The sequence below is a fragment of the Streptomyces sp. CAI-85 genome (assembly GCF_013363615.1).
Classification (GTDB): Bacteria; Actinomycetota; Actinomycetes; order Streptomycetales; family Streptomycetaceae; genus Streptomyces; species Streptomyces antibioticus_B.
This window is the reverse complement of the sequence record NZ_JAANNX010000022.1, coordinates 63081-89104: the sequence shown is the minus strand read 5'-3', so window position 1 is coordinate 89104 and position 26024 is coordinate 63081. Positions and strand designations below refer to the sequence as shown.

The window sequence follows — 26024 nt, the reverse complement described above, 5'->3', positions numbered from 1 at the left end:
CGTCGACCAGAGGAACCGCCTTGCCCGTACCGCACGACATCGCCGCCGAGACCGAACTGTGGGACGCCTACGCCGAGTCCGCGTTCAAGGACGACTCTGAACCGTCGTTCTGCTGGACCCAGTACGCCGGCCACGGCCCCGGCCCCGAACTCCTCGGCAGCCCGGGGAGCGTACTGGAGATCGGATGCGGCACCGGCCGCGCCCTCGCCCATCTCGCGCAGCAAGGCCTCAGGGTCACCGGGGTCGACCTGTCGCCGCGCATGGTGGCGCTCGCGGGCGAGAAGTGGGCGCCGCTCGGGGCGCGGATCGAGCAGGGGGAGATCCTCGATTGGCTGACCGCCGACGAGGGGCGGTACGACGCCGTGTACTCCGTCTTCGGCGCGGCCTGGTTCACCGACCCGTCCCGCCTCTTCCCCCTCGTCCACCAGCACCTCGTCCCGGGCGGCGCCTTCGTGTTCTCCCAGCCGCCGGCCATCCCGGGCGCCTACGGGCCACAGGGCATGTACAAGGGCGGATTCGCGGGGAAGGCCATGTTCACGTACCGGTACAGCTACAAACCCGCGGTGTGGGAGCGGCACCTGCTCCGGGCCGGCTTCACGTCCGCTGAGGCGACGGTGGTGGATGCCCCGGAAGCCGGACACATCGGCACGCTCATCGTCCAGGCCCGCGCCTGACGGTCACATTGCGGCCCCGGCCGGCATCCTCCGTAACCGCCCGGGGTCACTTCATGGCGCGCGGCCTTCCGCAGCGCCCCGGTGCCTCCGGTCACCCCCTCCACACTCTCCACGAACACCCCGACCGGCATCCGGCGCCCCCACTCCACCGACGCCACGACCGGTGAGCACGTGACCTCAGGTCACCCTGGTCTACCTACGCGGCCAGCGCCGGGAACACGACCACCGAGCCGTCCTTGTCGCGGGCGATCTCGATCGCGACGTCCGCCGCACGGCCGGTGGTCGTGACACCCTCACCCAGCCGGCGAATCCGGTGTGCCACGCGCATCAGGCGGTCCACTTCATTGCCCGTGAAGACGGGCCGCCTTCCGCCTGGGCGCGCCAGCTCCAGCGCCGACAGGCGTACCAGGACACCGGCGATGCCCGACTCCATTTCGTCGAGGCGCTGTTGGTCGCGCTTGAGTTCGCGGGTGAAGTTCTCGAAGAGGTTGTCGGGGTCGCTCTGGGCGTGCTCGACGGCCTGGAGCACGATGACCCGCCGCTGCAAGGCGATGGCGAGGGCGGCGATCTCGAGATGGGTGCGGAACGTGCCGCCATGGTCGTCGATGCCGGGGAAGGACTTGGCCAGCGTGGCGATCTCGACGGGCTTGCCGTCGGGCAGCTTGTCGAGTGCGTCGCGCCAGCGGCCAAGGCGTTCGTCAGCGTCGATCAGCGCCTTGCCGATGGCATGCGCCGCCGAGTCCAGGCCCAGCGAGACTCCGAGCTTGCCCTGGTCGAGCAGGATCGCGGTGGCCTTGTCGATGGCGAAGCGGCAGCCGTCGAGTTCGCGGCGCTCGTCGTTGAGCTTGTCCTCCGTCAGCTGCTCCAGCAGTTCCGTGATGCGTTCGATGGCCTGCTGGCGCTGACGATCGGCATGCGCGCTCACCCCGACCGCCACGGCCATGAGCACGAGCGGCGCGGCCACGGTGAGTGCCACGCTGCCGGCGACGGCGGCGGTGGCACCGGCGCCACCGGCCGCGCCCGCGGCTGCCACTTGGCCGACGGGCACCAATGTCGCCTGGGCGACAATTTTGCCCGTCGCGTCCTGGAATGCGCCGTGGACGCCACCGGCCACCGCCTTCGACCCCATCGGGCTGACGATGCCCTGCGCGACCTGGGCGGCCACCTTCGCCGGAATCACCATGCGATACAGGCCCTCGCCGGAGGCGGTCACCGCGGCCGCCTTTGAGGAACCCTGCGTCGTCTGCGCGATGAGCTGCGACAGGTGCTGCGCCAACGGACTCGCCGCGTCGAGCGAGATGCCCCGGCTGCGGTCGACCTTCTCGGGCAGCGGATGTGCCTCGAGCGTGGCGATCGGCGCGTCGGCCAGGGCGGCCAGCACACCGCGCAGTTCGGCCAGACGCTCGGGCGTCATCGGCTCGTCGCCGGTCAGTACGGGCACCCGGACGTCCCCGGTCGCCAGCGTCCACACCGGCACGATCGCCTTGCTGTCGTCAGTCATCGTCTCCCCTTGTCTCTTTCCACATGCCCGTAGCCTCGTTGGCGCCATTCACCGCATCTGCGCCCAGCCGCGCAGCCCCTCCAGATGCCGCGGCAGGCGGCTTCCCCGCCAACCCAGGGCCAGCCGCTCCCGCGCACGAGTGATCATGACGTAGTGCGCCATGCACAGGATCGCAGACATGGCGCGTTTACGCCGTCAACGCATTCTCCTGTTTCGTTCACACCTTAGAGGGTCACTTGACGGCGTCAACAGGTAAGGTGGGATCGTCGGCGCAGGCCTCGCGACTCCCGGAAGGTCACCCGTGTCCCAGCCCGAAATCCTTCCCGGCACGCCCGAGTTCCGTATCAAGCTGCCCGAGGGCGGTGAGGCGCGCGGACACCTTCTCGCCGAGTTCGGCGGCAACGGCACCCACAAGTTCCTTCTGGGAAAGGGTTCCCTGGTGGTCGCCGAGGTCTGGCCCGGACTCGGCGACCACGCCCGCCGCAACCGCGCGGAGCTGCGCGCGGGTGGCAGCCTGGTCGACGCTCCCGCCGATCCCAGCCTGCCGCAGGCGGAGCGCCGTTGGGTGGTGATTCAGGACATCGAGTGCAACTCCTCCTCGGCCGCCGCCGCACTCGTCTACGGCTACGACGCCTCCGGGCCCGAGTCCTGGCGCACCGCGGAGGGCCACCCGCTCGCCGACTACCTGTCCACCGGCTGGCGGGCGCCGCGCAAGGCGTGGCTGGTGCGCGGCTCCAACGTCTCCGGGTACAACCTGGTGCGGCAGCTGTGGCTGACGGAGGGTCTCGTCTCGCTCGCGGCCCCGCATCTGCCGCCCCTGGAGGAGACCGACCCGACCAAGAGCGCGCTGCGCCGCTTCGTGGAGGACGGATACGAGGGAGCGGCCTCGTACAGTCAGAAGCGGGGCCTCGTCGACGAACTGCACGCCTTCCTGACCCAGATGCGCATCGGTGACACCGTCGCCACCATCGGCGACGGACGGCTGCACATCGGGCGGATCACCGGGGACGCCGTGCAGACCTCGTCACCGGGCGGACTGTCCAACCTGCGCAGGACAGTCGCCTGGACGCCGCGGAGCCACGCGTACGAGGAACTGCCGGAGGAGGTCCAGCAGAAGCTGTCCGTCCAGCACGACGTCGTCGATCTGACCGGCGTCCTCGACGCGCTCGACGCGCTCACGGGGCAGGTGGACCCGGCCGCCCCGACGGGCACCGGCGACACGGGCGAGCACCCCGCCGCGGAACGGCCGGCGCAACGCGAGCTGGCGCTGCCGGACATCACCGCGGAACTCACCGCCGACCTCCTCGTCCACGACCGCGCCTGGCTGGACGAGATGCGCGAACTCCTTCTCGACGAGCGGCAGCTGGTGCTCTACGGCCCGCCGGGCACCGGTAAGACGTATCTGGCGATGAGACTCGCCGAGTACTTCGGCGGCGGTCCGGAGCAGGTCAAGATCGTGCAGTTCCATCCCTCGTACGCCTACGAGGACTTCTTCGAGGGCTTCCGGCCCGTGGAGGACCCCGAGACCCGTGAGGTGGCCTTCCGGCTGACGGCGGGCCCGCTGCGGGAACTCGCCGATCTCGCCTCCCGCGAGGGCAACCGGCACGTCCCGCACTTCCTGATCATCGACGAGATCAACCGCGCCAATCTGGCGAAGGTCTTCGGCGAACTGTACTTCCTCCTGGAGTACCGCACGCGGTCGGTCCGTCTCACCTACTCCGGGGACGACTTCGCGCTGCCGCCCAACCTCTTCGTGATCGGCACGATGAACACCGCCGACCGGTCGATCGCCCTCGTGGACGCGGCGATGCGGCGCCGGTTCGCGTTCGTGGAGCTGTCCCCGCGCACCGAGCCGACCGCCGGCCTGCTCGCGCGCTGGCTGGAGCGCGAGGGCCGGGACATGGAGCCCGCCCGCCTCCTCGACGCCCTCAACGCCCTTGTCGACGACGCCGACTTCGCCATCGGGCCGTCGTACCTGATGAAGCCGGGCGTGTACCGCGACGGCGGCCTCGAACGGACCTGGCGCACGAAGATCCTGCCGCTGCTGGAGGAACACCACTACGGCGAGGGCCTCGACGTCGCCGCACGCTACGGCCTCGACTCGCTGCGCGAGCGGCACCCGTGACCGTGCCCGCGACCGAGCCCGTGGCCGAGGTGTCGCTGCGTGAGTACGGGCCCGCCGTCTCCGTCCCCCTGGGCGCCGGAGCCGGACAGGCCCTGGCCGCGTCCGGCATCCTTCACAGCGCGACCCCCGACCCCCGCCGCAGCGGGCATTGGCTGCTGCGGGCGGGCAGCCGGGTCGGCGCCCTGCGCATGCCGGAAGGTCCGGTCGTACGGATCACACCCAAGACGCCGGTGAGCCGGCTGTTCTTCCTTCTCGGGTTCAGCCTCGACCCGGCCCGCGCCTGGCGCGACAGCCGGGAAGGCACCGTCGACATCGGCACGTACGACGACGTCGTCCCCGCACTCGCGCACGCCGTGGAGCGGCAGATCGACGGGGCACTGCGGCAGGGCGTCCTCCAGGGCTACCGGGAAGTGGAGGAATCGGCGTCGGTCGTGCGCGGCAGGCTGCGGGAGGCCGAGCAGCTCCGGCGCCACTTCGGCCGTACACCGCCCGTGGAGATCGCCTACGACGCGTACACCGCCGACACCGCCGAGAACCGCATCCTGCGCGCCGCTGCGGAGCGGTTGCTGCGGCTTCCGGACGTTCCCGGTCCCGTCCGGCGGCGCCTGGCTCATCAGCGCGCACGCCTGGCCGACGCACTGCCCCTGATTCGGGGGCAGGAACTGCCGGTCTGGAGGCCGTCACGCCTCAACTCCCGCTACCGGCCCGCGCTGCGGCTCGCCGAGGCCGTCCTGCGCGGAACCTCCCCGGAGCACCGCCCGGCGGGGGCCGAGCCGCTCGCCATGGACGGCTTCCTGCTCGACATGAACAAGCTGTTCGAGGACTTCGTGACCGTCGCCCTGCGCGAGGCCCTCACGGAGCACGGTCTGACCGCGCGCCTCCAGGACCCCCATCACCTCGACGTCGCGGGTCTCGTGGGCATCCGCCCCGACCTGGTGGTCCGCACCGGGGACGGCCGCATCCCGCTCGCCGTCGTGGACGCCAAGTACAAGATCGAGAAGACTGACGGCCTCCTCAACGCCGACCTCTACCAGGCTCTCGCCTACGCCACCGTGCTCGGTCTGCGCGAGGCGCACCTGGTGTACGCGTCCGGACGGCGGCCCATGCGCTTCCACGAGGTACGCGGAACGGCGGCGGGGCCGAACAGCCGTGGGGTACGCATTTACCAGCACAGCCTCGATCTCTCCCGCGAACCCGAAGAACTCCTCACGACTTTCCGGGAGATCGCCGGGCAACTGGCGACCGGAAGAAGGGAAGTGGCCTGATGCCCCGGCTCGCCCTCGCCCAGAGCTTCTGGGACGGCTACGACACCCTGGACAAGCAGGTCAAGGCCGGAGTACGCAAGGCCATGGCGAAGTTCCACGCCATGAGCGCCGCCGAACTCAACGCGGACAAGGGGCTGCACCTGGAGTCCGTCCACAACGCCCGTGACCCGCGGATGCGCACCATCCGCATCACCGACTTCTGGCGCGGGGTCGTGCTCGCTCCCGACGACGGCAGCGACATGTTCCTCCTCGTCCATGTCCTGCCGCACGACGACGCCTATGCCTGGGCCGCGAAGCGCCTGTACAGCGCGAACTCCGCCACCCGGGCGCTGGAAGTGCGCAACGCGGTCGCGCTGGACGAGCTGACACCGCTGTACGAGACCGCCGCACGCACGGCTCCCAGGCTGCTGTTCACGCACGTCTCCGACGGCACCCTGCGCGAACTCGGGATCGACGACCAGGTACTGCGCGCCGCGCGTTCCCTGGTGGACAAGGCCCAGTTGGAGGCCTTCTCCACGCTGCTCCCGGAGGACCAGCTGGAGGTGCTCCAGTACCTCGCCGAGGGTTTCGGGCCGGAGGAGGTCTACCGGGATGTGGTGGCGGTGCGTCGCCCCGCCGACGCGCCCGCGGAACCGGTCGAGGACCTGGCCACGGTGATCACCAACACGTCCGCCCGCATCCGGCTGGTCACCGGTCCGCGGGAGCTGGAGGAGATGCTGGCGAAGCCGTTCGCCGCCTGGCGGGTCTTCCTGCACCCCTCTCAGCGGCGGGTCGCCTACCGCACCTCGTACGGCGGTCCCGTCCAGGTCACCGGAGGACCCGGAACGGGCAAGACCGTGGCCGCCCTGCACCGGGTCAAGCACCTCCTCGGCCGCTCCGAGGACAGCCGCATCCTGCTCACCACCTACACGAACGCGCTCGCCGCCGGGCTGCGCGAGATGCTCGGCCTGCTTCTCGACGAGGACGAGAAGCTGTTGGCGCGGGTCGACGTGACGACGGTGGACGCCCTTGCCAACGGCGTCGTGCGCGCGCACTCGGCGGGCGTGCCCAAACCGGTAGGGGACCGTGAACAGCGGCAGTTGTGGGAGAAGGTGGTCAGACAACTCGATCTGGCGTTCACCGACCGGTTCCTGGCGCAGGAGTACCGGCATGTCGTGCTCGGCCAGAACCTCCGCGATCTCGACGCCTACCTCGGCGCGAGCCGCCGCGGCCGCGGCACCGGTCTCGGGCCCGCGCGCCGGCGGGAGGTGTGGAGCGGTGTGGAGCGGTTCGAACAGTTGCTGCGCGACCGGGGCGAGACCACGCATCTGCGCATCTGCGCCCGCGCGGCCGAGCTCCTCGCCGACGCGCCGGCTCCGTACGCCCATGTCGTCGTCGACGAGGCACAGGACCTGCATCCCGCGCAGTGGCGGGTACTGCGCGCCGTCGTCCGCCCCGGCCCGGACGACCTGTTCGTCACCGGCGACCCGCATCAGCGGATCTACGACTCCCGGGTGTCGCTGGGCTCCCTGGGCATCGCCACGGTCGGCCGCAGCTTCCGGTTGCGCCTCAACTACCGTTCCACGGAGGAGATCCTCGCCTGGTCGGCCCGGCTCCTCGCCTCCGTCACGGTCGACGCGCTGGAGGGCGAGGGAGCGGACTCGCTGGCCGGCTACCGCTCCCTGCTCCACGGCGGCCGCCCTCGGGTGCGTGCCTACGCCACCCGGCAGGAGGAGACCGAGGCGCTGGTGGAGCGGGTCCGGACCCTGCTCGCCGAGGGTTTCGCGCCGCACGAGATCGGCGTGTGCGCCCGCTTCAACCTCGCCCTGGACGCGGCGGAGGAGAAACTGAAGGCCGCCGGCATCCCGGTCCTGCGGGTCAAGGGGCAGGTCGGCCCGGGGTCCGAGGGCGTGCGGCTGGCGACCATGCACGCGATGAAAGGGCTGGAGTTCCGGGCGGTGTCCGTGCTCGGTGTCGCCGAGGGCACCGTCCCGTTCGCCCGTGAGATCACTCCGCGTGAGGCGGACGCGCTCCAGCACGACGCCGACCTTCTCCGTGAGCGCTGTCTGCTCTTCGTGGCCTGCACGCGCGCTCGCGAAACCCTGAGTGTCACATGGAGCGGGACCGCGAGTCCCTTCCTGCCGGCCGTCCAGTGATCGGCGGCCCGGCCCTCACCCCTCCGGCTTCAGTGCTCCCGTCGCGAGACCGTCACGGGCAACCTCGGCGAGCTGCCGGCTCAGCTCGTCGACCTTGCGCATTCCTTCCTCGAACGCAGTCAGGGCCCGGAAGGCGGTGCCGTACCGACGCTGCTCGTCGATGCCCATGCGGGGGACGCGTGAGCCCCTGCCGTCGAAGCGGTAGGTCCCGCTCGCGCTGGTGGATCTGCGGACGTTGGCGGAGCTTCGCAGGAAGCCCTGCAGATAGTCCGTGTCGAGCTGCTCGCTCGCCGAGACCGGCTCCGGACCGTCGTACGCCACGAGCCCGGCGCGGGCGAGATCCGCGACGCTCGTGGTGGCACCGTCCAGCGACCCCGGCCCGCCGCCCGCCGCCAGCTCGGGCAGGACGGCCGCGAGGCGACGGACCTGGTCCTCCAGTTCCTCGCGCAGAGCGGCGTACTCACCGGGGTAGTCGCGATGCCGGGAGCGGAGATGGCTCCCGGGTGTCAGGTCGACGGTGTCGTCGAGGAGTTCGATCAGCGGTACGTCGGCCACCTGGTCGGGGCGTGGTTCCAGCTCCCCGTCGGGACTGTTGTCCGTCAGGTCGACCATACGCACGGTCTGCTGCGTGTCCGCCCCTCCCTGGCTCTCGGGACGCCGCAGACACCACAGATGGACAGGAAGGGCGTGGGAGGTGGCCGTGCCCGGCGGCAGGGCGACCACCTGGCGCAGGATGCCCCGGCGTACGAGTTCCGACCGGATGCGGCGACCTGCTTTGCGGTAGGCGACCGAAGCCGGCATGACCATGATGACCTGGCCGCCGGCCACGGTACGGGCGTACGCGTGCTGGAGCCAGGCGAGCTCGCCCTCGGCCTTGGACGGGGTGCCGAGGTCCCAGCGGGAGTCGAGCAGCAGCTCCTCCCGCCCCCACTCGGTCACGCCTGCCGGAGGGTCACAGACGACCAGATCCGCCTTGAGGTCGTGCCATTCATCCGCGCGCAGGGAATCGCCGGCGACGATGTGCACGTCCGCCCGGCCCAGGACATCGGCGCGGAGCTGCGCGAAGCGGGCGCTGTCGGTGTCCAGTTCCTGGCCACGGCAGCGGCTCCCGGCCTCGGAAGCGACGGACAGGAGCAGGACCCCGATGCCACAGGCCGGGTCGAAGACCGTTGCATCGGACGTCAGTTCGGGAGCGAAGTGGCACACGGCACGCACCACACGCTCCGGAGTAACCTGATCCGACCCCGCACGCCGAGCGGAATCCAAGAACCGGTCGGTAAGTCCGTTCACGAGGTCGACAGGCGACGCGGTTCGGACGAGTTCGCGGATCCGGGCGGCGACGCCGTCCGGCAGCTCCGGTTCGGTTCGGCCGGCCAGCACCGCGGCGACCTGCGCCAGGCCCACGACCATCTGCTCCCCATAGACGGCCCTCATCGCCTGCCACAACTCGACCTCGGGCGAGACCTCCTGGCCCTTGCGTTGCCGGTCCAGCCATTCCTGGACCTCGGCGAGCGCATAGAGCGGACTGCCCGCACCACCTCCCGCCGGCGCCGGGAAGTCGTCGTAGCGCCGGCGCCAGTTGGAGACAGCGGCCCGAGTGACTCCGGCAAGCCGGGCGATCTCGGCACCGGTCACCAGCGGGCCGACCGATGAAGCGGCTTTGTCCGTCATGACCCCAGCGTACACGGGGCGACACTTCGACCCCCGAATCAAGTCTGTTGACGACGCACACAGACTCGCGTCTCTCTCGGCCGTGCACTTGGCTCGCCTCTGCGCCCGCACGCCTCGCGGCATGTCCCCCACCTCATCGCCCACGGAGGCACCCCCTCGGCGTCGAACACGGCGGTACGCTCCGTCTGCCGGCTCTCCGATGTCGCCTCCGCCACGGATACCAAGCCGTACGAGGCCTGAAACGCTCGGGCATGACGGACGGACACGGCATTCCACTGGGGCGTGTCCTGGCCGGCGCCAACCGCCACGATTCTCCCCTGCTCGCCCCCACCTTGGACCGTCTGGACAACCTGGGGCCGTCAACCGACGACACCACCGTGCATCTGGACGCTGGCTACGACTCGGACAAGACCCGCACACTGCTCTGTGAACGCGGCGGACGCATCGCACACAAGGGCGAGAAGGCGCCCATCCAGGCCAGTCAGCGTTGGCATGTCGAACGCATCCACGCCTGGCAAAACGCCTTCCACCGGCTCGCCCGCTGCTACGAGCGCCGAGCCACCGTCATCGACGCCTTCTTCGACCTCGCCGACACGATCATCACCGTGCGCAGCCTGATCCGGCAGGCATGGACCACTCACCGCTGGGACGAACGCCCGAACCGCCGACCATGACCGCACGCCTATCCGCGCGGCCTCTTAGAGTAGTGACCCGGGAGGCATGGATGAAGTGGTTGGTCTCGCTTGCGGGGGCCGGGCTCGTCATGGTTGCCCTGCGGGACCTGTTCCACACCCTGTGGCACCCGACCCGACGAGGAGGCCTCAGCCGCCTCGTGATGACGGCACTGTGGCGACTGGCCCGGCGCTTTCGCGCCCGCAGGAGGGTGGTCGGGCGCGTCGGGCCACTCGCCATGGTGACAGTCGTCGGTGCCTGGGCCCTCTCCGTCATCTTCGGCTGGGCCGTCATCTACTGGCCTCACATGCCCGAGGCGTTCGCCTTCGCCCCCGGATCCGTGGCACCCCGGGAGCCGGCGCTGCTCGACTCCCTGTACTTGTCGATCGTCACGGTGACCACGCTGGGCCTCGGAGACATCGCTCCCGGTGAGAGCTGGCTCCGCCTGATCTCACCGCTCGAGGCCCTCGTCGGTTTCGCTCTCCTGACGGCCACGGTGTCCTGGGTGCTCGAGGTCTACCCGGCGCTCACCCGAAGACGGATCCTGGCCGTCCGGCTCGCCCTGCTGCGTGAAGCGGATCCCACCGCACAGCAGATCGACTCCACCACGGGTGCGCTGCTGCTGGACGGCATCGCCAACGACGTCGTACGCGTCCGGATCGACTTCACGCAGTACGCGGAGGCGTACTACTTCCACGACGGGGAGGACAACGCGTCACTGGCGGCCATGGCCGACCACGCTCTCACCCTCGCACGGCTCGGACAGGCGGCGCGGCGTCCCGACGTGCGACTGGCCGGCGACGTGCTCGACGGTGCGCTGCGGGACCTCGCCGCCGTACTCGACCAGCGGTTCCTCCACACGGGCGGCGGCCCGCGGGAGGTCTTCGCCGCGTACGCCGCCGACCACGGCCGGGACCCCGGGGCGCCGTGAGAGGGGATGCGCGTCGCCGGGCTCCGCACCCCCGCCTGCGGCCCCTCCTCGCGGGCCGTACCTCTCGCGGATCCCGCCGGGCCGGCGACCGTCAGCCGGTTCCCGGGATCTGCTCGATGTCCAGCTCCAGGAAGTGGGCCGAGCACGAGATGCACGGGTCATGGTTGCGGACGGCCCGCTCGCAGAGCCGGGTGAGCTCCGCCTCGGGAGCCTCGCCTCGGTCGAGCGAGCCCTGGACGAGCCGGCGCAGATCATCCTCGATGACCCCCTGGTTCTGGGCGGTCGGCGGGATGATGGACGCGTCGACGACACGGCCCTCGACGTCGAGCGCGTAGCGGTGGTGGAGCAGGCCACGCGGCGCCTCCGTGGCGCCGTGCCCGGCGCCCGCCCGGGCCGGCACCTCCAGGTGCGAGAGGGCCGGGGGCTCGTACGCGTCGATGATCCTGAGCGCTTCCTCCACGGCGTACAAGACCTCGACGGCGCGCACCAGGATGCTCCGGTAGGGGTTCCTGCAGACCTCGCCGCGCTCGCTGCCCGCCGCGCCGGCGAGCAGCGGCGGGTCGCTCAGCCCTGCCTCCCGCGCGGCTTCCAGTGCCGTGGGGGAGAGCAGGTGCCCGCTGACGGCGTAGCGGGCGAGGGAACCGGTGAGATGCGGTCGGCCGTCGAGCCGCGAGTGCAGGGCGGTGGAGTGGGGGACCTGCTCTTCGACGACGTGGCGGGAGAACTCGGCGACGGGGAAGGACCGCACCGGGAGGGTTCTGTCGTGTGGGAGTACGGTGGGGACGCCGGACTCGATGGCGTAGGTGCCCACCTCGGCGAGGGCGAGCAGGTCGGCGTTGCACTCGGCGTCGGGGAAGTCGAAGCCCGCGACCCAGCGCACCGTGTCCCAGGCGTCGTCGAGAGCGGCGCGCAGACGCTCGGCAAGGGGGCGCAGCTCGGCGCGGGCGGGGACGCGGTGGAAGCCGCCGAGGCGGACGTTGACGGGGTGGATCGCCCGCCCCCCGAGGGTTTCGACGATGGCGTTGCCGCTCTGCTTGAGGCGCAGCCCACGTTCGACGTGGGTCAGGTGCGTGCGGGACATGCCGATCACGTCGTCGTGGCCGAGGAAGTCCGGGGCGTGCAGCATGTGGATGTGCAGAGTCTGGCTCTCGATCCACTCACCGCAGTACAGGAGGCGGCGCAGGGCGGCGAGTTGTCCGTCGACGACGATGCCGCAGGCGTCCTCGATCGCCCGGCAGGCACTCATCTGATAGGCCACCGGGCAGATTCCGCAGATGCGGGAGGTGAGGTCCGGGGGCTCCGTGTGGGCTCTTCCCCGGAGAAACGCCTCGAAGAAGCGCGGAGGTTCGTAGATGTCGAGCCGGGCCTCGCTGACGGTGCCGTCGTCGATCCGCAGATGCAGGGCGGTCTCGCCCTCGACGCGGGTGAGTGCCGGGATACGCAGGACCCGGGAGCGGGAGGTGTGCGCGCTCATCGAGGTCCTTCCTCCTCCACGGCGCGGAAGGCCGACACGTCGAAAGTGTGCAGGAACCTGCCGATGTCGTCGTCGCTCATCCCGTCTCGGTGCATCAGCGGGACCAGCGCGGGGAGATTCGTGGTGGCGGCCGGTCCGAAACAGCCGTAGCACCCGCGCCCGTAGGTGGGGCACAGGGCTCCGCAGCCCGCGTGTGTGACGGGCCCCAGACACGGAGTGCCGTGGGCGACCGTGACGCACACGTTGCCGCGCCGCTTGCAGGCGAAGCAGACACTGTGGTTCGGGATGCCGGGCTTCCGGCCGCTGAGGTAGGCCGTGACGACCTCCACGAGCTGGCCGCGGTCGATGGGGCAGCCGCGCAGTTCGAAGTCGACGGGCACATGGGCGGAGATGGGTGTGGAAGTCGCGAGCGTCTCGATGAAGTCGGGACGTGCGTAGACGGTCGCCAGGTACTCCTCGACATCGGCGTAGTTGCGCAAGGCCTGGACACCGCCGGCCGTGGCGCAGGCACCGATCGTGACCAGGTGGCGGGAGTCGGCGCGGATGCGCCGGATGCGGTTCACGTGCTCGGGGGTGCTGACCGACCCCTCGACGAGCGACAGGTCGTACGGCCCTGGTGCGATGTCACTGGACGCCTCGGTGAAGTGCGAGATCTCCAACTTCGCGGCAAGACCCAGCAGTTCGTCCTCGCAGTTGAGGAGGGTGAGCTGGCAGCCGTCGCACGAGGCGAACTTGAACACGCCGAGCCGTGGACGTGGACGCGGTTCGGCCGCGATGGGGGTGCTCATCTCACAGCTCCCGTACGGTGAGCAGGGACTCGGCCCGGTCGTGGGTCACGACCGGGCCGTCGCGGCACAGCAGCAGGGGCCCGAGCTGGCAGTGCCCGCAGTGACCCACGGCGCAGCGCATGTTGCGCTCGAGGGAGACCTGGACGCGGTCGGGGCGGACACCCCGGTGGATCAGCGCGCGGGCGGTGGCGCGGATCATGGCTTCGGGACCGCACACGAAGGCGGTGGTGTCGGCCGGTGTGAAGCGGGCCTCGCCCAGCAGTGTGGTGACGACCCCCACACGGCCGGTCCAAGCGGCGGAGGGAAGGTCGGTGGTGACGGCACAGAACGGCCTTCCCCAGCCGGGGAACTCGTCCTGGTACAGCAGATCGCCGGGTGTGCGGGCACCGGCGAGGACGTTCAGGCGCCCGTACGCGTGAACCTCGTCGAGGACCGCGTGGACCACGGGACGCAGCGGGGCGAGGCCGATCCCGCCGGCGACGACGAGCAGGTCCTGGCCGCGGGCTGCGGCCAGGTCCCAGCCGAGACCGAACGGGCCCCGCATGCCGACCGCCTCGCCGATCCGCAAGCCGCACAGCGCGCGGGAGACGGCGCCGACGGCGCGGACCGTGTGGGTCAGCCGCCCGCCGTCACCGATCCGGGACACGGACAGCGGAATCTCGCCGGCACCGAATGCGTACACCATCGCGAAACGGCCCGGGGCGAAAGGAGGTAGCGGCTCCTCGACCGGTTCCATCACGAGCGTCACCGTGCCGGGTGCCTCCTCCTGACGGTCCACCAGCCGGTGGGGCACGGGGACGAGGCTCATGACGTCGGCCTGCTCTCCTGTGGTCCGTACAGATCGAGCAGCCGGGTGCGGGTCGCCCTCAGCCGCTCCCCGACGGTTCCGGCCACGACGGTGACCAGCGCCAGGCCCAGCGCCGGCTGTTCGGAGCACAGATCGCGAACCGACGAGGCGTCGAACTCCCAGGCGCAGACCGGGCCCCGGGTCCCTGCGCCGAGATGCCACTGTCGGGGCGGGCACAGCCACGACCAGCCGAGCAGCTCACCCGCGCCGAGTGTTTCCACCACGGCGCGCCCCCGCCCGGGCACCTGGATGTCGAGGTCGACCGCTCCCGTACGCAGGATCCAGAAGCGGTCCGCCCCACCGCCCTCCTCGAAGACGCGCGTGGCGCCGGCGAAGGAGACGTCACGGGCGAGCGACATCAACCGCGTCCGGTGCTCCGGGGTGAGGGAGGCGAGCACCGTCTCGTCCGCGGGCAGGTCCGTCCCGGGCGTCACTGCGCGGTTCCCCCCGCCCCGGTCTCCTGGTGCAGGGCACGAGCCTCCTCCGTGAGGTCGATGCCGGTGGGGCACCAGACGATGCATCGGCCACAGCCGACACAGCCGGAGCTGTCGAACTGGTCGTGCCAGGTGCCCAGTTTGTGGGTGAGCCACTGGCGGTAGCGGCTGTGCGGGGTGGCCCGGACCGGTCCGCCGTGCAGCAGGGAGAAATCGAGGTCGTAGCAGGAGTCCCAGCGACGCCAGCGCTCGGCGTGGTCGCCGGTCAGGTCGGTGACGTCCTCGGTGGTCGTGCAGAAGCAGGTGGGGCAGACCATGGTGCAGTTGCCGCAGCTCAGGCAGCGGGACGCCACGTCGTCCCAGCGCTGCGCGTCCAGCGAGTCGCGCATCAGCGCGCGCAGGTCCACCGGGGGCATGGACCTGCCCATGTGCTCGGCGGCAGCGCCGACGGCACGGGCCGCGGCGCTGCTGGTGGCCGCGTCGGCGCTCCGGTGCGGGAGTTTCGCGAGCACCGCATCACCCTCCTCGCTCCCGCTCCGGCACAGGAAGCGGTGGCCGTCGCCGTCCACGACCTCGGTGAGGGCGAGGTCGTATCCGGTGTCGGCGGCCGGCCCGGAACCCATCGAGACACAGAAGCAGGTGGCACCCGGCTCGGTGCACTCGGCGGCGATCAGGAACACCCCCGTCCGCCGGGAGAGGTAGGCAGGGTCCCGGTAGCGGCCGCCGGCCATCACCCGGTCAAGGATCTGGATGGCACGCAGATCGCAGGGCCGCACGCCGAGGAACGCGTAGGACACGCTCTCCGGGCTCTCCTCGTGCACGCTCAGCCGGCCGTCGGAACGGCGGTCCGCGGTCCACTGGCGGATCCGCTCGGGATGCAGGAAGGGCTTCCATGACTGGGGTCCGGCGCTGTGCGCGAAAGCGGCTCCGTCCTCCCGACGGCGCGTCCTGTACCGTCCCGCCTCGAGCTCCACCCCCCACCCGTAGGGCAGCGCCTCGGCAGAGTCCAGTTCGTCGAGGACGATCGCGCCGTCACGCAGCGTCGGTCCGATCACCGTGCGTCCGAGGAGCCTCAGGACACGCACCAGCCCGTCCAGACCGTCACGGTCGAGAACCGCCTCGGCCCGGTGGCCGGATGTCGCGCCGGGTGCGGCCATGGTCTGCCTCTCGGTCTACGGGAGCCACGGCCCGAGTCGGCGCGGCGGGGCGCCACGGTCCGCGGTGCCACGGCTGTGCGGTGGGCAGCCGGTCGCTGGCAGTCTGTCAGCTGCGCGGCCGGTCGTCGCCGAACCATGTCCGGCGTGTCCCCCTGGACAGGCCGGGCCGTTCAGCGGTTCCCCGCGTGGCGGTGGACCCTTGCCGCGACCGCCCGGTGGCCGCAGCGCTCAATGCGGCCGGACAGGGCGGGCCCGCCGGGCACGTGGCTCACTCGGCCCGGACACCGGGTGCCGGGGCCGCGTCGTACCGCCGGATGTCCCCCTCGATCCTCCGCACCAGGCGGGGGACCGCCGATGCCACCGCCGGGGTCAGCCCTCGGCCCGGTGCGTGGTCCGCACCCTCGACGGCGTACACGACGACGCGGCCCGGACAGCGCCCGAGACGGTCACCGAGATACAGCGCCTCGGCGAGACCGAAGCCGTGCGTGCTGCTCCTCGCCGGGGCGGCCGCACGGAGCGCGCCGCCCGTGGCCGTGCACCACCGGTGTGCCCGTCCCGGGCGGGTCGGCCGGGGGAAGCAGGCGTCGACGACGACGGCGAGTCCGGCGTTCTCCCAGAGCCCGATCAGCCTGCCCGGGTCTCCGTCGGACTGCACCAGGGCGGTGCCCGCGGGCAGCGGCTGCTCGGTGGCCCGATCCCGCAGCAGTGCGACAACGGCCCACCCCACCCCGTCGTCGCGCCGGAACTCGTTGCCGATCCCGATGACCACCGTGCCGGCGGGACGATTCATGAACGGCCTCCTGGTCCGGACGGCATCACGTCCGGACCGGCTCCCAGGGACAGGGTGCCGGTCGGGCACGCTCCGGTCCCGCACAGCCGCCGGACTCCGGCCATCCTCGACGACGGACGGGGCAGTGCGGCGCACCGACACAAGGTGTCGCCGCACCGGCAGCGTCACGGGCCGCCCCGGCGCCATCAGCCCCGGCCGAAGGAGGCCCGAACCGGCGCGCGCCGGTCGCGCCGTCCGGCACTCGTGGACCGGATCATCCAAACGGGTGACCACCCACGACGACACGTTGCGAGTGGCCCGCCCCGCCGTGTGGCGCCCCTACGGTCGGCGGAACGGGAACCCGCGGGCGGGGCCCGCCGGGACACACTGCCGGACTCGAAGGAGCGTGGAGCGCGTGAGGCGAGCGGTGGCGGCACACGACCTCCCCGGCGCACCCGGTGCTCGGCGGACCCGCGGCGGTGGGCGCCGGGCCTCTCGCGCGCTGCGGGTGCTCGCCGCCCTGCCGTTGCTCGCCGTGCTGCTCGGCGCCTGCGACTCCGGCACCTCCGGCACGGTCACCCTGAACTGGTACAACTTCCCCGACGACTCCGGTGCGCTGCAGAGCGCGGCGGACTCCTGCAGCAGTGCCTCCGGCGGGCGGTACCGCATTGCGTACAACAAGCTGCCGCGCACCGCCGACGGGCAACGCCAGCAGCTTGTTCGACGGCTCGCCGCGCAGGACGACACCGTCGACATCATGGGGCTCGACGTCACCTGGCCCGCCGAGTTCGCCGAGGCCGAGTGGATTCTGCCGTGGACCGGCGAGAACCGCCGGCGTGCCACCGAGGGCACCCTCGAGGTACCGCTGCAGACCGCCACCTGGAACGGTCGGCTGTACGCCGTCCCCTACAACACCAACACCCAGCTGCTCTGGTACCGCACCGACCTCGTGCCCCGGCCCCCCGGGACCTGGAGCGAGATGCTGACCATGGCACGCGAACTCGCGCGGCAGGGTAAACCCCACTACGTGGAGATCCAGGGCGCCCAGTACGAGGGGCTCACCGTCTGGTTCAACACGCTCGTCGAAAGCGCGGGCGGGTCCATTCTGAACGCGGCGGCCACGGCGCCGTCGCTCGGACCTCCCGCCGTCCGGGCGGCGGGCATCATGCGGGAGCTGGCCAGGTCGCCGGCGGCCGACCCGTCGCTGCCCAACCAGATGGAGGACCAGAACCGGCTGGCCATGGAGTCCGGAACCGCCGCCTTCGAACTCAACTACCCGTTCGTGTATCCGTCGATGAAGGCGAACAAGCCGGACCTGTTCAAGAGCTTCCGCTGGGCGCCGTATCCCGGGGTGGATCCGGGGCGGCCGGCGAAGCCCACCATCGGCGGCATCGACCTGGCGGTAGGGGCGTACTCCCGTCATCCCGACCTCTCCTTCGAGGCCGCCCTGTGCCTGCGCAACCGGCAGAACCAGATCACCGCGGCGCTCAAGGGCGGACTGCCGCCCACGCTCCGCTCGTTGTACACGGACCCGGCGCTCGCCGAGGACTATCCGTTCGCGTCCGAGGTGCTGGACGCACTCGAGAACGCCAGCATCCGGCCCAAGACCCCGGCCTACCAGAACGTCTCCATCACCATCTCGCACACGCTCTCGCCCCCCTCGGCGATCTCGCCGCGCAGTGACGTCGAGCGCATCGGGACCCAGATCGTCGAGGCTCTCGAATCCAAGGGGTTGATCCCGTGAACCGACCGGCCTCCGTGGACTCCGGCACAGCACGGCCCGCCGCGCCGACGGGCCCGGCGAAGATCCTCTCCGAGGGCGCCCGGCAGGAGCGCCGCCTGGGCTGGTTGCTGTGCGCCCCGGCCGTCGTGGTCATGATCGCGGTCACGGCGTATCCCATCGGCTACGCCGTCTACCTCTCGCTCCAGCGCTACGACCTCCGGTTCCCGAGCCGTGCGGAATTCGTCGGGCTGAGCAACTACGGGGCCGTGCTGTCCTCCGACTTCTGGTGGGAGGCGTTCTGGGTCACCCTCGTCATCACCGCGGTCTCGGTGGCCGTGGAACTGGTGCTCGGCTTCGCGCTGGCGTTGGTCATGCACCGGACGTTGTTCGGCCGTGGAGCGGTGCGCACCGCCATCCTCGTGCCGTACGGCATCGTGACGGTGGTGGCAGCGTACTCGTGGCAGTACGCGTGGACGCCGGGCACCGGCTATCTCGCGGCGCTGCTGCCCGCGGGGGACGCGCCATTGACCGAACAGTGGCCGGCGATCGGGCTGATCATCCTGGCCGAGGTATGGAAGACCACACCCTTCATGGCCCTGCTGCTCCTGGCCGGCCTGGCCCTGGTGCCGGAGGAGACGCTGCGTGCCGCGCAGGTGGACGGGGCGGGCTCCTGGCAGAGGTTCGTTCTGGTGACCGTCCCCCTGATGAAGCCGGCGATCCTGGTGGCACTGCTCTTCCGGACCCTGGACGCATTCAGGATCTTCGACAACATCTACATCCTGACGGCCGGTGCCCACGGCACGGGTTCGGTGTCGATCCTCGGCTACGACAACCTGTTCACGGCCCTCAACCTCGGCATCGGGTCGGCGATCTCCGTGCTCATCTTCCTGTGCGTGGCAGTGATCGCCTTCGTCTTCATCAAACTCTTCGGGGCTGCCGCCCCCGGCTCGCAGGAAGTGGGACGCTGATGGCCGGTGCAGGCAAGCGGCACACCACGGCATGGACCGTCGCCAACATCGTCGTCATCGCCTATGCCCTGTTCCCGGTGTGGTGGATCGTCGCCCTGTCCTTCAAGGACCCGTCGACCGTCACGGACGGAAACTTCATCCCGACGAAGTGGACGTGGGAGAACTACCGGGGAATCTTCGACACCTCGGAGTTCACCAGAGCGCTCATCAACTCGATCGGCATCGCGCTCATCTCCACGGCGATCGCCGTGGTACTGGGCACCATGGCCGCCTATGCGGTCGCCCGCCTGCGGTTTCCCGGCAAGCGCCTGCTGATCGGGATGTCGCTGCTGATCGCGATGTTCCCCCCGATCTCTCTCGTGTCCCCGTTGTTCAACATCGAACGGATCCTGGGCATCTTCGACACCTGGCCGGGGCTGATCATTCCGTATATGACTTTCTCGCTCCCGCTCGCGATCTACACCCTCTCGGCCTTCTTCCGTGAGATCCCATGGGACCTCGAGAAGGCGGCCAAGGTCGACGGGGCCACGCCCGCGCAGGCGTTCCGGCTGGTGATCGCCCCGCTGGCGGCGCCCGGTGTGTTCACCACCGCCATCCTGGTCTTCATCTTCTGCTGGAACGACTTCCTCTTCGCGATCTCGCTGACGTCGACAACGGCGGCGCGGACCGTTCCGGCGGCGATCGCGTTCTTCACCGGGAGCAGTCAGTTCGCCCAGCCGACCGGTTCCATCGCCGCGGCGGCCGTTGTCATCACTGTTCCGATCATCGTGTTCGTGCTGCTGTTCCAGCGGCGCATCGTCGCCGGGCTCACCTCCGGCGCCGTGAAGGGCTGACCGGCACAGCCGGCCGTCAGGACAAGGGAGTAGTCACCGTGGCCGAGATCGTTCTCGAGGGCATCACCAAGAAGTACCCGGATGGTGCCGTGGCCGTGCGGGACGTCAACCTCGAAATCGCTGACGGGGAGTTCGTCATCCTGGTTGGCCCGTCGGGTTGCGGGAAGTCTACGACGCTCAACATGATCGCCGGTCTCGAGGACATCACCGAGGGAACGCTGCGGATCGGCGGCCGGATCGTCAACGACAAGGCGCCCAAGGACCGTGACATCGCCATGGTGTTCCAGTCCTACGCGCTGTACCCGCACATGAGCGTCCGCGACAACATGGGCTTCGCGCTGCGCCTGGCGAAGACGGACAAGGCCGTGATCCGCACCAAGGTGGAGGAGGCCGCGCGTATCCTCGACCTGACGGAGCATCTGGACCGCAAGCCGGCCAATCTGTCGGGCGGCCAGCGCCAGCGGGTGGCGATGGGCCGCGCGATCGTCCGGGATCCCAAGGCGTTCCTGATGGACGAGCCGCTGTCCAACCTGGACGCCAAGCTCCGGGTGCAGATGCGTACCCAGATCTCCCGTCTGCAGCAGCGCCTCGGTACCACCACGGTCTACGTCACCCACGACCAGACCGAGGCGATGACCCTCGGGGACCGGGTCGTCGTGATGCGCGGCGGGCTGGTCCAGCAGGTCGGCACGCCGCAGTATCTGTACGACGAGCCGCGCAACCTGTTCGTCGCCGGCTTCATCGGTTCGCCTGCGATGAACTTCCTGCACGCCACGCTCGAGGAGAACTCCCTGCACACCAGTGTCGGAGAACTGTCCCTGGAAACGGACGTGTTGCGCACACTGGAGCGGCGGCACGCTCCCCGTGACCTCATCCTGGGGCTGCGTCCAGAGGCTTTCGAGGACGCGAGCCTGGTCGAGCCGGGCCGGACGGGTATGACCTTCACCGCGACCGTGGGCGTGGTCGAGTCCCTGGGGTCGGACGTGTACGCCTACTTCGCGGAGGACGACTGGCAGCCCGCCGAGACGTCGGAACTCGCGGAACTCGCGGCGGATGCGGGCGTCGGTGACGCGGGCGTCAGCGGACACCAGATCGTCACCCGGCTCAGCAGCGCGACCCGGGTGCGCGAGGGGGACGAGGCACAGCTGTGGGTGGACACCTCCAGGATGCATCTGTTCGACCCCACGAGCGGTGTGAACCTGACCCATGCGGAGAACCCCGGGACCGGGTGACCCGGCTGTGGCCCGCCCGCGCCCGGCGCTTGCCGCGGACGGTGGACCGGTCCGGTGGCACTCGAGGGGTGGAGGGCCCGCTGCCCCGTCCCCGGCGGACGGCCTCGTCAGCGCGGCGCGGGCACGGCCGGTGCCACATGCGCTCCGGGCGCGGAGTCGCACACCGCGGCGACGCCCTGAGCCAGGTACGGGATCCGGTGCGCCGGAATGCCGGCGATGTTGATGCGTCCCGAAGCCGTGCCGTAGACGGCGAACTGCCGTCGCAGACGGCGCATCGCGTCCGAGCCCAGTGGCAGCATCGAGAACATGCCCTTCTGCCGCGCGAGGGGCTCTGCGAGGTCCGAGCAGCCCAGCGCCCGGAGGTTCCCGACCAGGTCCGCCCGGTTGGCCGTGATCCGTCCGCGCATGGCGTCGAGCTCCTCCCGCCACAGGCTCCGCAGCGCGTCGTCCGCGAGGATCGTGGTGACGACGGCGGCACCGTGCTCCGGCGGCATGGAGTAGAGCGTTCGTGCCGCGTTCTGCAGTGCCGTCTCGACGTGCCGCAGAGACTGCCGCGTCGGGCCGAGGCGCCTGTCCCCGTCACCCTGTCTGCGCCGGGTCCGCCGCCTCGAGGACTCCGGCCTGATCAGCGGCTACACGGCCATGGTCGACCAGGTCGCCTTCGGGCTGCCGATCACCGTATTCGTACGGGTCCGGCTGGAACGCCACACCGCCGAGGCCGTCAACCTGTTCGAAGAACACGTCGGACTCATCGAGCACATCCAGGACTGCTACCTGATGGCGGGCAGCAGCGACTACCTGCTCAGGGTCGTCATCGAGAGTCTCGAGGCGTACGAGGTGCTGGTGCGGACCCGGATTCATGCGATTCCCGGCATCGCGTCCATCGAGTCGAGCTTCGCGTTCGGAAGCGTGAAGCAGTCCAGGGTGTACCCCCGCCCCGGCGGTCCGTCCCGCCCGGGAGCCGGTACCCGCTGACCGACCCGGTGCCCGGCGGCCAGGGGGGCGGTTGCCCGGCCGGTCCCCTTGCTGCGCGACCCCTTTCAGGTGGACGGCGGCTCGGCGATGCCCTGCTCCGTCCAGATGATCTTCCCGGTCTTGGTGTAGCGCGTCCCCCAGCGCCGGGCGAGCTGTGCGACGATCAGGAGCCCCCGCCCTCCCTCGTCCGTGGTCCGGGCGTGACGCAGCCGGGGTGAGGTGTTGCTGGCGTCGGACACCTCGCAGATCAGTGCCCGGTCCCGGATCAGCCGCAGGACGATCGGGCCGACGGCGTGGCGGATGGCGTTGGTCACCAGCTCGCTGACGATCAGTTCCGTGATGAACGTCAGGTCCTCCAGACCCCATTCCGACAGTTGCCGGGTGGCGACGCTGCGGGCGTCCGAGACGGCGGCGGGGTCCGCGGGCAGATCCCAGGACGCGACCCGGTCCGAGCCCAGCAGGCGCGTCCGGGCGAGGAGCAGGGCCGCGTCGTCGCGCGGCGGGACTACCAGCAGTGCGTCGACGACGTTGTCGCCGATCTCTCGCGGCGAGCCGGGTGCGGCGAGTGTTTCCTGCAGCCGGGAGAGACCGACGTCGATGTCCCGGTCCGGGGCCTGGATCAGGCCGTCGGTGTAGAGCCCGATCAGGCTGCCCTCGGCCAGTTCGAGCTCCACGGACTCGAAGGGCAGGGAACCGAGGCCGATCGGCGGTCCGGCCGGCAGGTCCAGGAAGTCGACGGAGCCGTCCGGGCCGACGACCACCGGCGGAAGGTGACCCGCCCGGGCCAGGGTGCACACCCCGGTCACCGGGTCGTACACGGCGTACAGACAGGTGGCCCCCATCATCGCGGCGCTCACGTTCTCGTTCTCCGACGACGCCGGCTCGTCGCTGACGGGCGACTCCATGAGGCCGATCACCAGGTCGTCCAGGTGAGCCAGCAGTTCGTCGGGGGGGAGGTCCAGGTTGGCGAGGGTGCGCACGGCCGTGCGCAGCCGTCCCATCGTCGCTGCGGAGTTGATGCCGTGTCCGACCACATCCCCGACGACCAGGGCGACCCGCGCGCCGGACAGGGGGATCACGTCGAACCAGTCACCGCCCACGCCGCTCGGCGCGTCGGCCGGGCAGTACCACGACGCCACCTCCAGCGCGGATCCGCCGCTCAGTTCCTGCGGCAGCAGATAGCGCTGCATCGACCGGGCCGCCGTCCGCTCCCGGGTGAAGCGGCGCGCGTTGTCGATGGAGACGGCGGCCCGGGAGACGAGCTCCTCGGCGAGGCGCACGTCGTCCGCCTCGAAGGGCCACGCACGGCGCCCGGACCTGACGAAAGTCGCCGCGCCCAGGGTCACGCCGCGGGCCTGTACCGGCACCACCATCACGGCGCGGAGGTCGAACCGGCGGATGGCGGACGCCAGCGAGGGGTCCATGGCCACCCATGCCTCGGGTGAGTGCTCCAGGTCCTCCACCAGGGTCCGGCTCTCCAGCAGGCAGCGGGCGACAGGCGAGGACGGGGCGCGCTGGACCACTTCCCCCACGGTCAGCCGCGCCTCCGGGTTTCCCTTGCGGACGGATCTCTGCCCTGCGCGGCGGATCACCGGACCGAGGTCCACCGGCCCGGGAGCCGGCTCCTCACCCCGGATGACCGACTCCAGCAGGTCGACGGCGACGAAGTCGGCGAGCGCGGGCACGGCGTTGTCGGCCAGCTCCTGGGCGGTCAGCTGCACATCCAGCGCACTGCCGATGCGGGCACTCGCCTCGTTCAGGAGGGCGAGACGCTCCTGCGCCCGCCGGCGCTCGGTGACATCGATGATCATGTACCAGACGCCTACCTGGCGGCCGCGTCGGTCCTTCATGCCGAAGAACGACGCCGAGTACGCCCGCTCTCGGTAGGGCGCGGGGTGACCGACCGCCCGGAACTCGTGGTCCATCACCGGGGCCCCGGTCCGCAGGACGGTCCGCATCCTTTCCTCGAATGCCTCTGCCTCGGGTTTCGGCAGTACCTCCCCCACCTGGCGCCCCAGCCGTCGGTCCGGGGAGATCAGCCGACCAAGCACCTTGTTCACCCAGACGTAGCGCAGGTCGGTGTCGAGCACCGCCACACCGACCGGGGCGTCGGCCAGGAACGGGACGAGCAGCAGCTGGCTGACCCCGCCCCCCGGCATCCGCCAGAAGGCCCGCTGCGGCGGCCTGCCGACGAACCTGCCGAAGAACAACGCGACCACCGTGGCGACCAGTACACCCGGGACCATCTCGTAGATGTCCGACTCGAGCGGCCCCAGCAGCGGATTGACCCTGTCCCACAGGAGCACCGTGGCGGCGCCCGAAACGATTCCGGCCATCGCCCCCGCCCAGGTCATCCGTGGCCAGTACAGCGACAGCAGAACGACCGGCCCGAAGGCCGCACCGAACCCGGCCCAGGCGTAGGCGACGATGTTCAGCACCCCGCCGCCGCCCAGCGCGATCACACAGGCGACGACGATCACCACCACCACCGCACCGCGCCCGACCCACACCAGCGTCCGGTCCGACGCGCGTCGGCTGAGGAACGCGCGGTAGAAGTCCTCAGTGAGTGCGACGGACGACACCAGCAGTTGGCTGTCCGCCGTCGACATGATCGCGGCGAGCACGGCGACCAGCATCAGCCCCGCTACCCAGGGATTGAGCAGGGTCTCGCTCAGAGCGATGAACACCGTCTCGGGGTTCCTGAGCGGCGTGTCGAGCTGGGCGATTCCCACCAGGCCCACGAGAGTGGCGCCGGCGAGTACGATCAGCACCCAGGCCGTGCCGATGCGCCGGGCCGCCGGGACGGCCCGGGTGCTGCGGATGCCCATGAAGCGGGCCAGGATGTGCGGCTGTCCGAAGTAGCCCAGGCCCCAGGCGAGCAGAGACACGATCGCCACGGCACCGAGCGACCCGCCCGCGGTCCACCGGCCGTCGATGAATCCGGCCTCCGCGCCGACGTCCAGCAGACTCGGCGTCTTGCTGTCGAGGGATTCCTCCAGGGAGCCGAAGCCCCCGAGCGCTGCGATGCCGACCAGGGGGAGCACCAGCAGCGCCACGGCCATCAGCGTGCCCTGCATGACGTGCGTCAGACTGACCGCGAGAAAGCCGCCGAGGCACGCGTAGGTGACGATGACCAAGGCGGTCAGCACCACCCCGAGTTCGAAGGCGACGCCGAAGACCTGCCCGAACAGCAGCCCGCCGGCCACGAGACCGCTGGCGACGTACACGGTGAAGAACACGACGGTCACGGCGGCGGAGACCATCCGCAGCGACCGGGTGCGGTCCTCGAACCGCTCCTCCAGATAGGCCGACAGGCTGACGGCGTTGCCGGCCCGCTCGGTGTAGGTGCGTAGTCTCGGCGCGACGAGCAGCCAGTTCAGATAGGTGCCGGCGGCCAGACCCACGGCGATCCAGCTCGCGCCGATCCCGGCTGCGTAGACGGCCCCGGGGAGGGCGAGGAACAGCCAGCCGGACATGTCGCTCGCGCCGGCGGAGAGCGCTGCGACCGGCGCGCTGAGCCTGCGCCCGCCCAGCGCGAAGTCAGCGAAGGTATGTGTCCGGGCGTAGGCCCAGACTCCCACCGCGATCACGGCCACCACGTAGACGATGAACGTGGCCAGGACCGGCGCGCTCAAGTCGGACATGTCTTCCTCGCTCGGGAGGCGGATGAGCTCAGGCAGCAACATCTGGCTGAGCTGCAGCTCGCCCTGGCACAAATGTACCGACTCCGGTCCTATAGGAACCTATCAGGAGAATCCTAGGCGAATCCGGCTGCCCGGCCGGATTCGCCGAGAAGGGCAGCGGCAGGGCACCGGGCCTGACGGCGCGTACCGGCCATCGGCAGCATCGG

At 70.7% G+C, this 26024-nt stretch carries 20 protein-coding genes and 2 pseudogenes; 12 read left to right on the top strand and 10 right to left on the bottom strand.

Annotated features, from left to right (window positions below; translation table 11 throughout):
* The first annotated feature begins 20 nt into the window (after positions 1–20).
* Positions 21–674, top strand: a complete 654-nt coding sequence (locus G6W55_RS23095) for a class I SAM-dependent methyltransferase (RefSeq protein ID WP_175522749.1) — start codon at positions 21–23, stop codon at positions 672–674.
* A gap of 196 nt (positions 675–870) precedes the next feature.
* Here G6W55_RS23095 and G6W55_RS23090 read toward each other — a convergent pair whose 3' ends face one another.
* Positions 871–2175, bottom strand: a complete 1305-nt coding sequence (locus G6W55_RS23090) for a hypothetical protein (RefSeq protein ID WP_175522748.1) — start codon at positions 2173–2175, stop codon at positions 871–873.
* A 301-nt stretch (positions 2176–2476) separates the two neighbouring features.
* Between G6W55_RS23090 and G6W55_RS23085 the strand changes: the two genes are divergently transcribed.
* The 3 genes from G6W55_RS23085 to G6W55_RS23075 are packed head-to-tail and all read left to right on the top strand — an operon-like array spanning position 2477 to position 7700.
* Positions 2477–4300, top strand: coding sequence for a DUF4357 domain-containing protein (locus G6W55_RS23085; protein ID WP_175522747.1), 1824 nt, complete (start codon positions 2477–2479; stop codon positions 4298–4300).
* The gene (locus G6W55_RS23080) at positions 4297–5565 is read left to right on the top strand and encodes an McrC family protein (RefSeq protein ID WP_175522746.1); all 1269 of its coding nucleotides are present in this window, start codon (positions 4297–4299) and stop codon (positions 5563–5565) included. The genes G6W55_RS23085 and G6W55_RS23080 overlap by 4 nt, the downstream gene beginning before the upstream one ends.
* Complete coding sequence (locus G6W55_RS23075) at positions 5565–7700, top strand: DEAD/DEAH box helicase (RefSeq protein ID WP_175522745.1); 2136 nt, start codon at positions 5565–5567, stop codon at positions 7698–7700. Before G6W55_RS23080 ends, G6W55_RS23075 begins: the two co-directional genes overlap by 1 nt.
* Positions 7701–7715: 15 nt before the next feature.
* On the opposite strand, the gene G6W55_RS23070 is transcribed toward G6W55_RS23075, so the two are convergent.
* A complete protein-coding gene (locus G6W55_RS23070; protein ID WP_175522744.1) occupies positions 7716–9371 on the bottom strand; it encodes an N-6 DNA methylase in 1656 nt (551 codons plus the stop codon).
* Between the two features lie 230 nt (positions 9372–9601).
* Here G6W55_RS23070 and G6W55_RS23065 point away from each other — a divergent pair.
* Together G6W55_RS23065 and G6W55_RS23060 are read left to right on the top strand one after the other, a co-directional pair.
* Positions 9602–10045, top strand: a pseudogene (locus G6W55_RS23065) (transposase); the annotation flags it as partial.
* A 236-nt stretch (positions 10046–10281) separates the two neighbouring features.
* Positions 10282–10974, top strand: coding sequence for a potassium channel family protein (locus G6W55_RS23060; RefSeq protein WP_254876385.1), 693 nt, complete (start codon positions 10282–10284; stop codon positions 10972–10974).
* Positions 10975–11065: 91 nt separating this feature from the next.
* Here the strand turns inward: G6W55_RS23060 and G6W55_RS23055 are convergent, their stop codons facing one another.
* From G6W55_RS23055 to G6W55_RS23030, 6 genes are all read right to left on the bottom strand, one after another.
* Complete coding sequence (locus G6W55_RS23055) at positions 11066–12448, bottom strand: Ni/Fe hydrogenase subunit alpha (protein ID WP_175522742.1); 1383 nt, start codon at positions 12446–12448, stop codon at positions 11066–11068.
* Complete coding sequence (locus tag G6W55_RS23050) at positions 12445–13236, bottom strand: oxidoreductase (protein WP_175522741.1); 792 nt, start codon at positions 13234–13236, stop codon at positions 12445–12447. The genes G6W55_RS23055 and G6W55_RS23050 overlap by 4 nt, the downstream gene beginning before the upstream one ends.
* A gap of 1 nt (position 13237) precedes the next feature.
* Positions 13238–14044, bottom strand: a complete 807-nt coding sequence (locus G6W55_RS23045) for an FAD/NAD(P)-binding protein (RefSeq protein ID WP_175522740.1) — start codon at positions 14042–14044, stop codon at positions 13238–13240.
* Positions 14041–14442 carry a cyclic nucleotide-binding domain-containing protein gene (locus G6W55_RS23040; RefSeq protein ID WP_254876393.1) on the bottom strand — a complete coding sequence of 134 codons (402 nt, stop codon included), beginning with the start codon at positions 14440–14442 and terminating at the stop codon, positions 14041–14043. The genes G6W55_RS23045 and G6W55_RS23040 overlap by 4 nt, the downstream gene beginning before the upstream one ends.
* A gap of 71 nt (positions 14443–14513) precedes the next feature.
* Complete coding sequence (locus G6W55_RS23035) at positions 14514–15674, bottom strand: 4Fe-4S dicluster domain-containing protein (protein WP_175522738.1); 1161 nt, start codon at positions 15672–15674, stop codon at positions 14514–14516.
* A gap of 268 nt (positions 15675–15942) precedes the next feature.
* Positions 15943–16464: a hydrogenase maturation protease gene (locus G6W55_RS23030; protein WP_175522737.1), complete on the bottom strand. Its 522-nt coding sequence runs from the start codon at positions 16462–16464 to the stop codon at positions 15943–15945.
* Between the two features lie 394 nt (positions 16465–16858).
* Here G6W55_RS23030 and G6W55_RS23025 point away from each other — a divergent pair, with 394 nt between their 5' ends.
* Genes G6W55_RS23025 through G6W55_RS23010 form a run of 4 tightly spaced genes read left to right on the top strand, consistent with a single transcriptional unit; the run spans position 16859 to position 21199 of the window.
* The gene (locus G6W55_RS23025) at positions 16859–18187 is read left to right on the top strand and encodes an ABC transporter substrate-binding protein (protein WP_309243792.1); all 1329 of its coding nucleotides are present in this window, start codon (positions 16859–16861) and stop codon (positions 18185–18187) included.
* Between the two features lie 14 nt (positions 18188–18201).
* Complete coding sequence (locus tag G6W55_RS23020; RefSeq protein ID WP_309243793.1) at positions 18202–19134, top strand: sugar ABC transporter permease; 933 nt, start codon at positions 18202–18204, stop codon at positions 19132–19134.
* Entirely contained in the window at positions 19134–19967 is an 834-nt protein-coding gene (locus tag G6W55_RS23015; protein ID WP_175522735.1) for a carbohydrate ABC transporter permease, read from the top strand. Before G6W55_RS23020 ends, G6W55_RS23015 begins: the two co-directional genes overlap by 1 nt.
* A gap of 38 nt (positions 19968–20005) precedes the next feature.
* A complete protein-coding gene (locus G6W55_RS23010) occupies positions 20006–21199 on the top strand; it encodes an ABC transporter ATP-binding protein (protein ID WP_175522734.1) in 1194 nt (397 codons plus the stop codon).
* 107 nt (positions 21200–21306) lie between these two features.
* Here G6W55_RS23010 and G6W55_RS23005 read toward each other — a convergent pair whose 3' ends face one another.
* Entirely contained in the window at positions 21307–21744 is a 438-nt protein-coding gene (locus G6W55_RS23005; RefSeq protein WP_303049933.1) for an aminotransferase class I/II-fold pyridoxal phosphate-dependent enzyme, read from the bottom strand.
* Positions 21745–21769: 25 nt separating this feature from the next.
* Between G6W55_RS23005 and G6W55_RS39600 the strand changes: the two are divergent.
* Positions 21770–21826: pseudogene (locus G6W55_RS39600) on the top strand (winged helix-turn-helix transcriptional regulator); the annotation flags it as partial.
* A gap of 15 nt (positions 21827–21841) precedes the next feature.
* On the top strand, positions 21842–22174 hold the full coding sequence (locus G6W55_RS23000) for an Lrp/AsnC family transcriptional regulator (RefSeq protein WP_254876384.1): 333 nt from the start codon (positions 21842–21844) through the stop codon (positions 22172–22174).
* Between the two features lie 65 nt (positions 22175–22239).
* Here G6W55_RS23000 and putP read toward each other — a convergent pair whose 3' ends face one another.
* Positions 22240–25818, bottom strand: coding sequence for a sodium/proline symporter PutP (putP, locus tag G6W55_RS22995; RefSeq protein ID WP_175522732.1), 3579 nt, complete (start codon positions 25816–25818; stop codon positions 22240–22242).
* Positions 25819–26024: the final 206 nt, after the last annotated feature.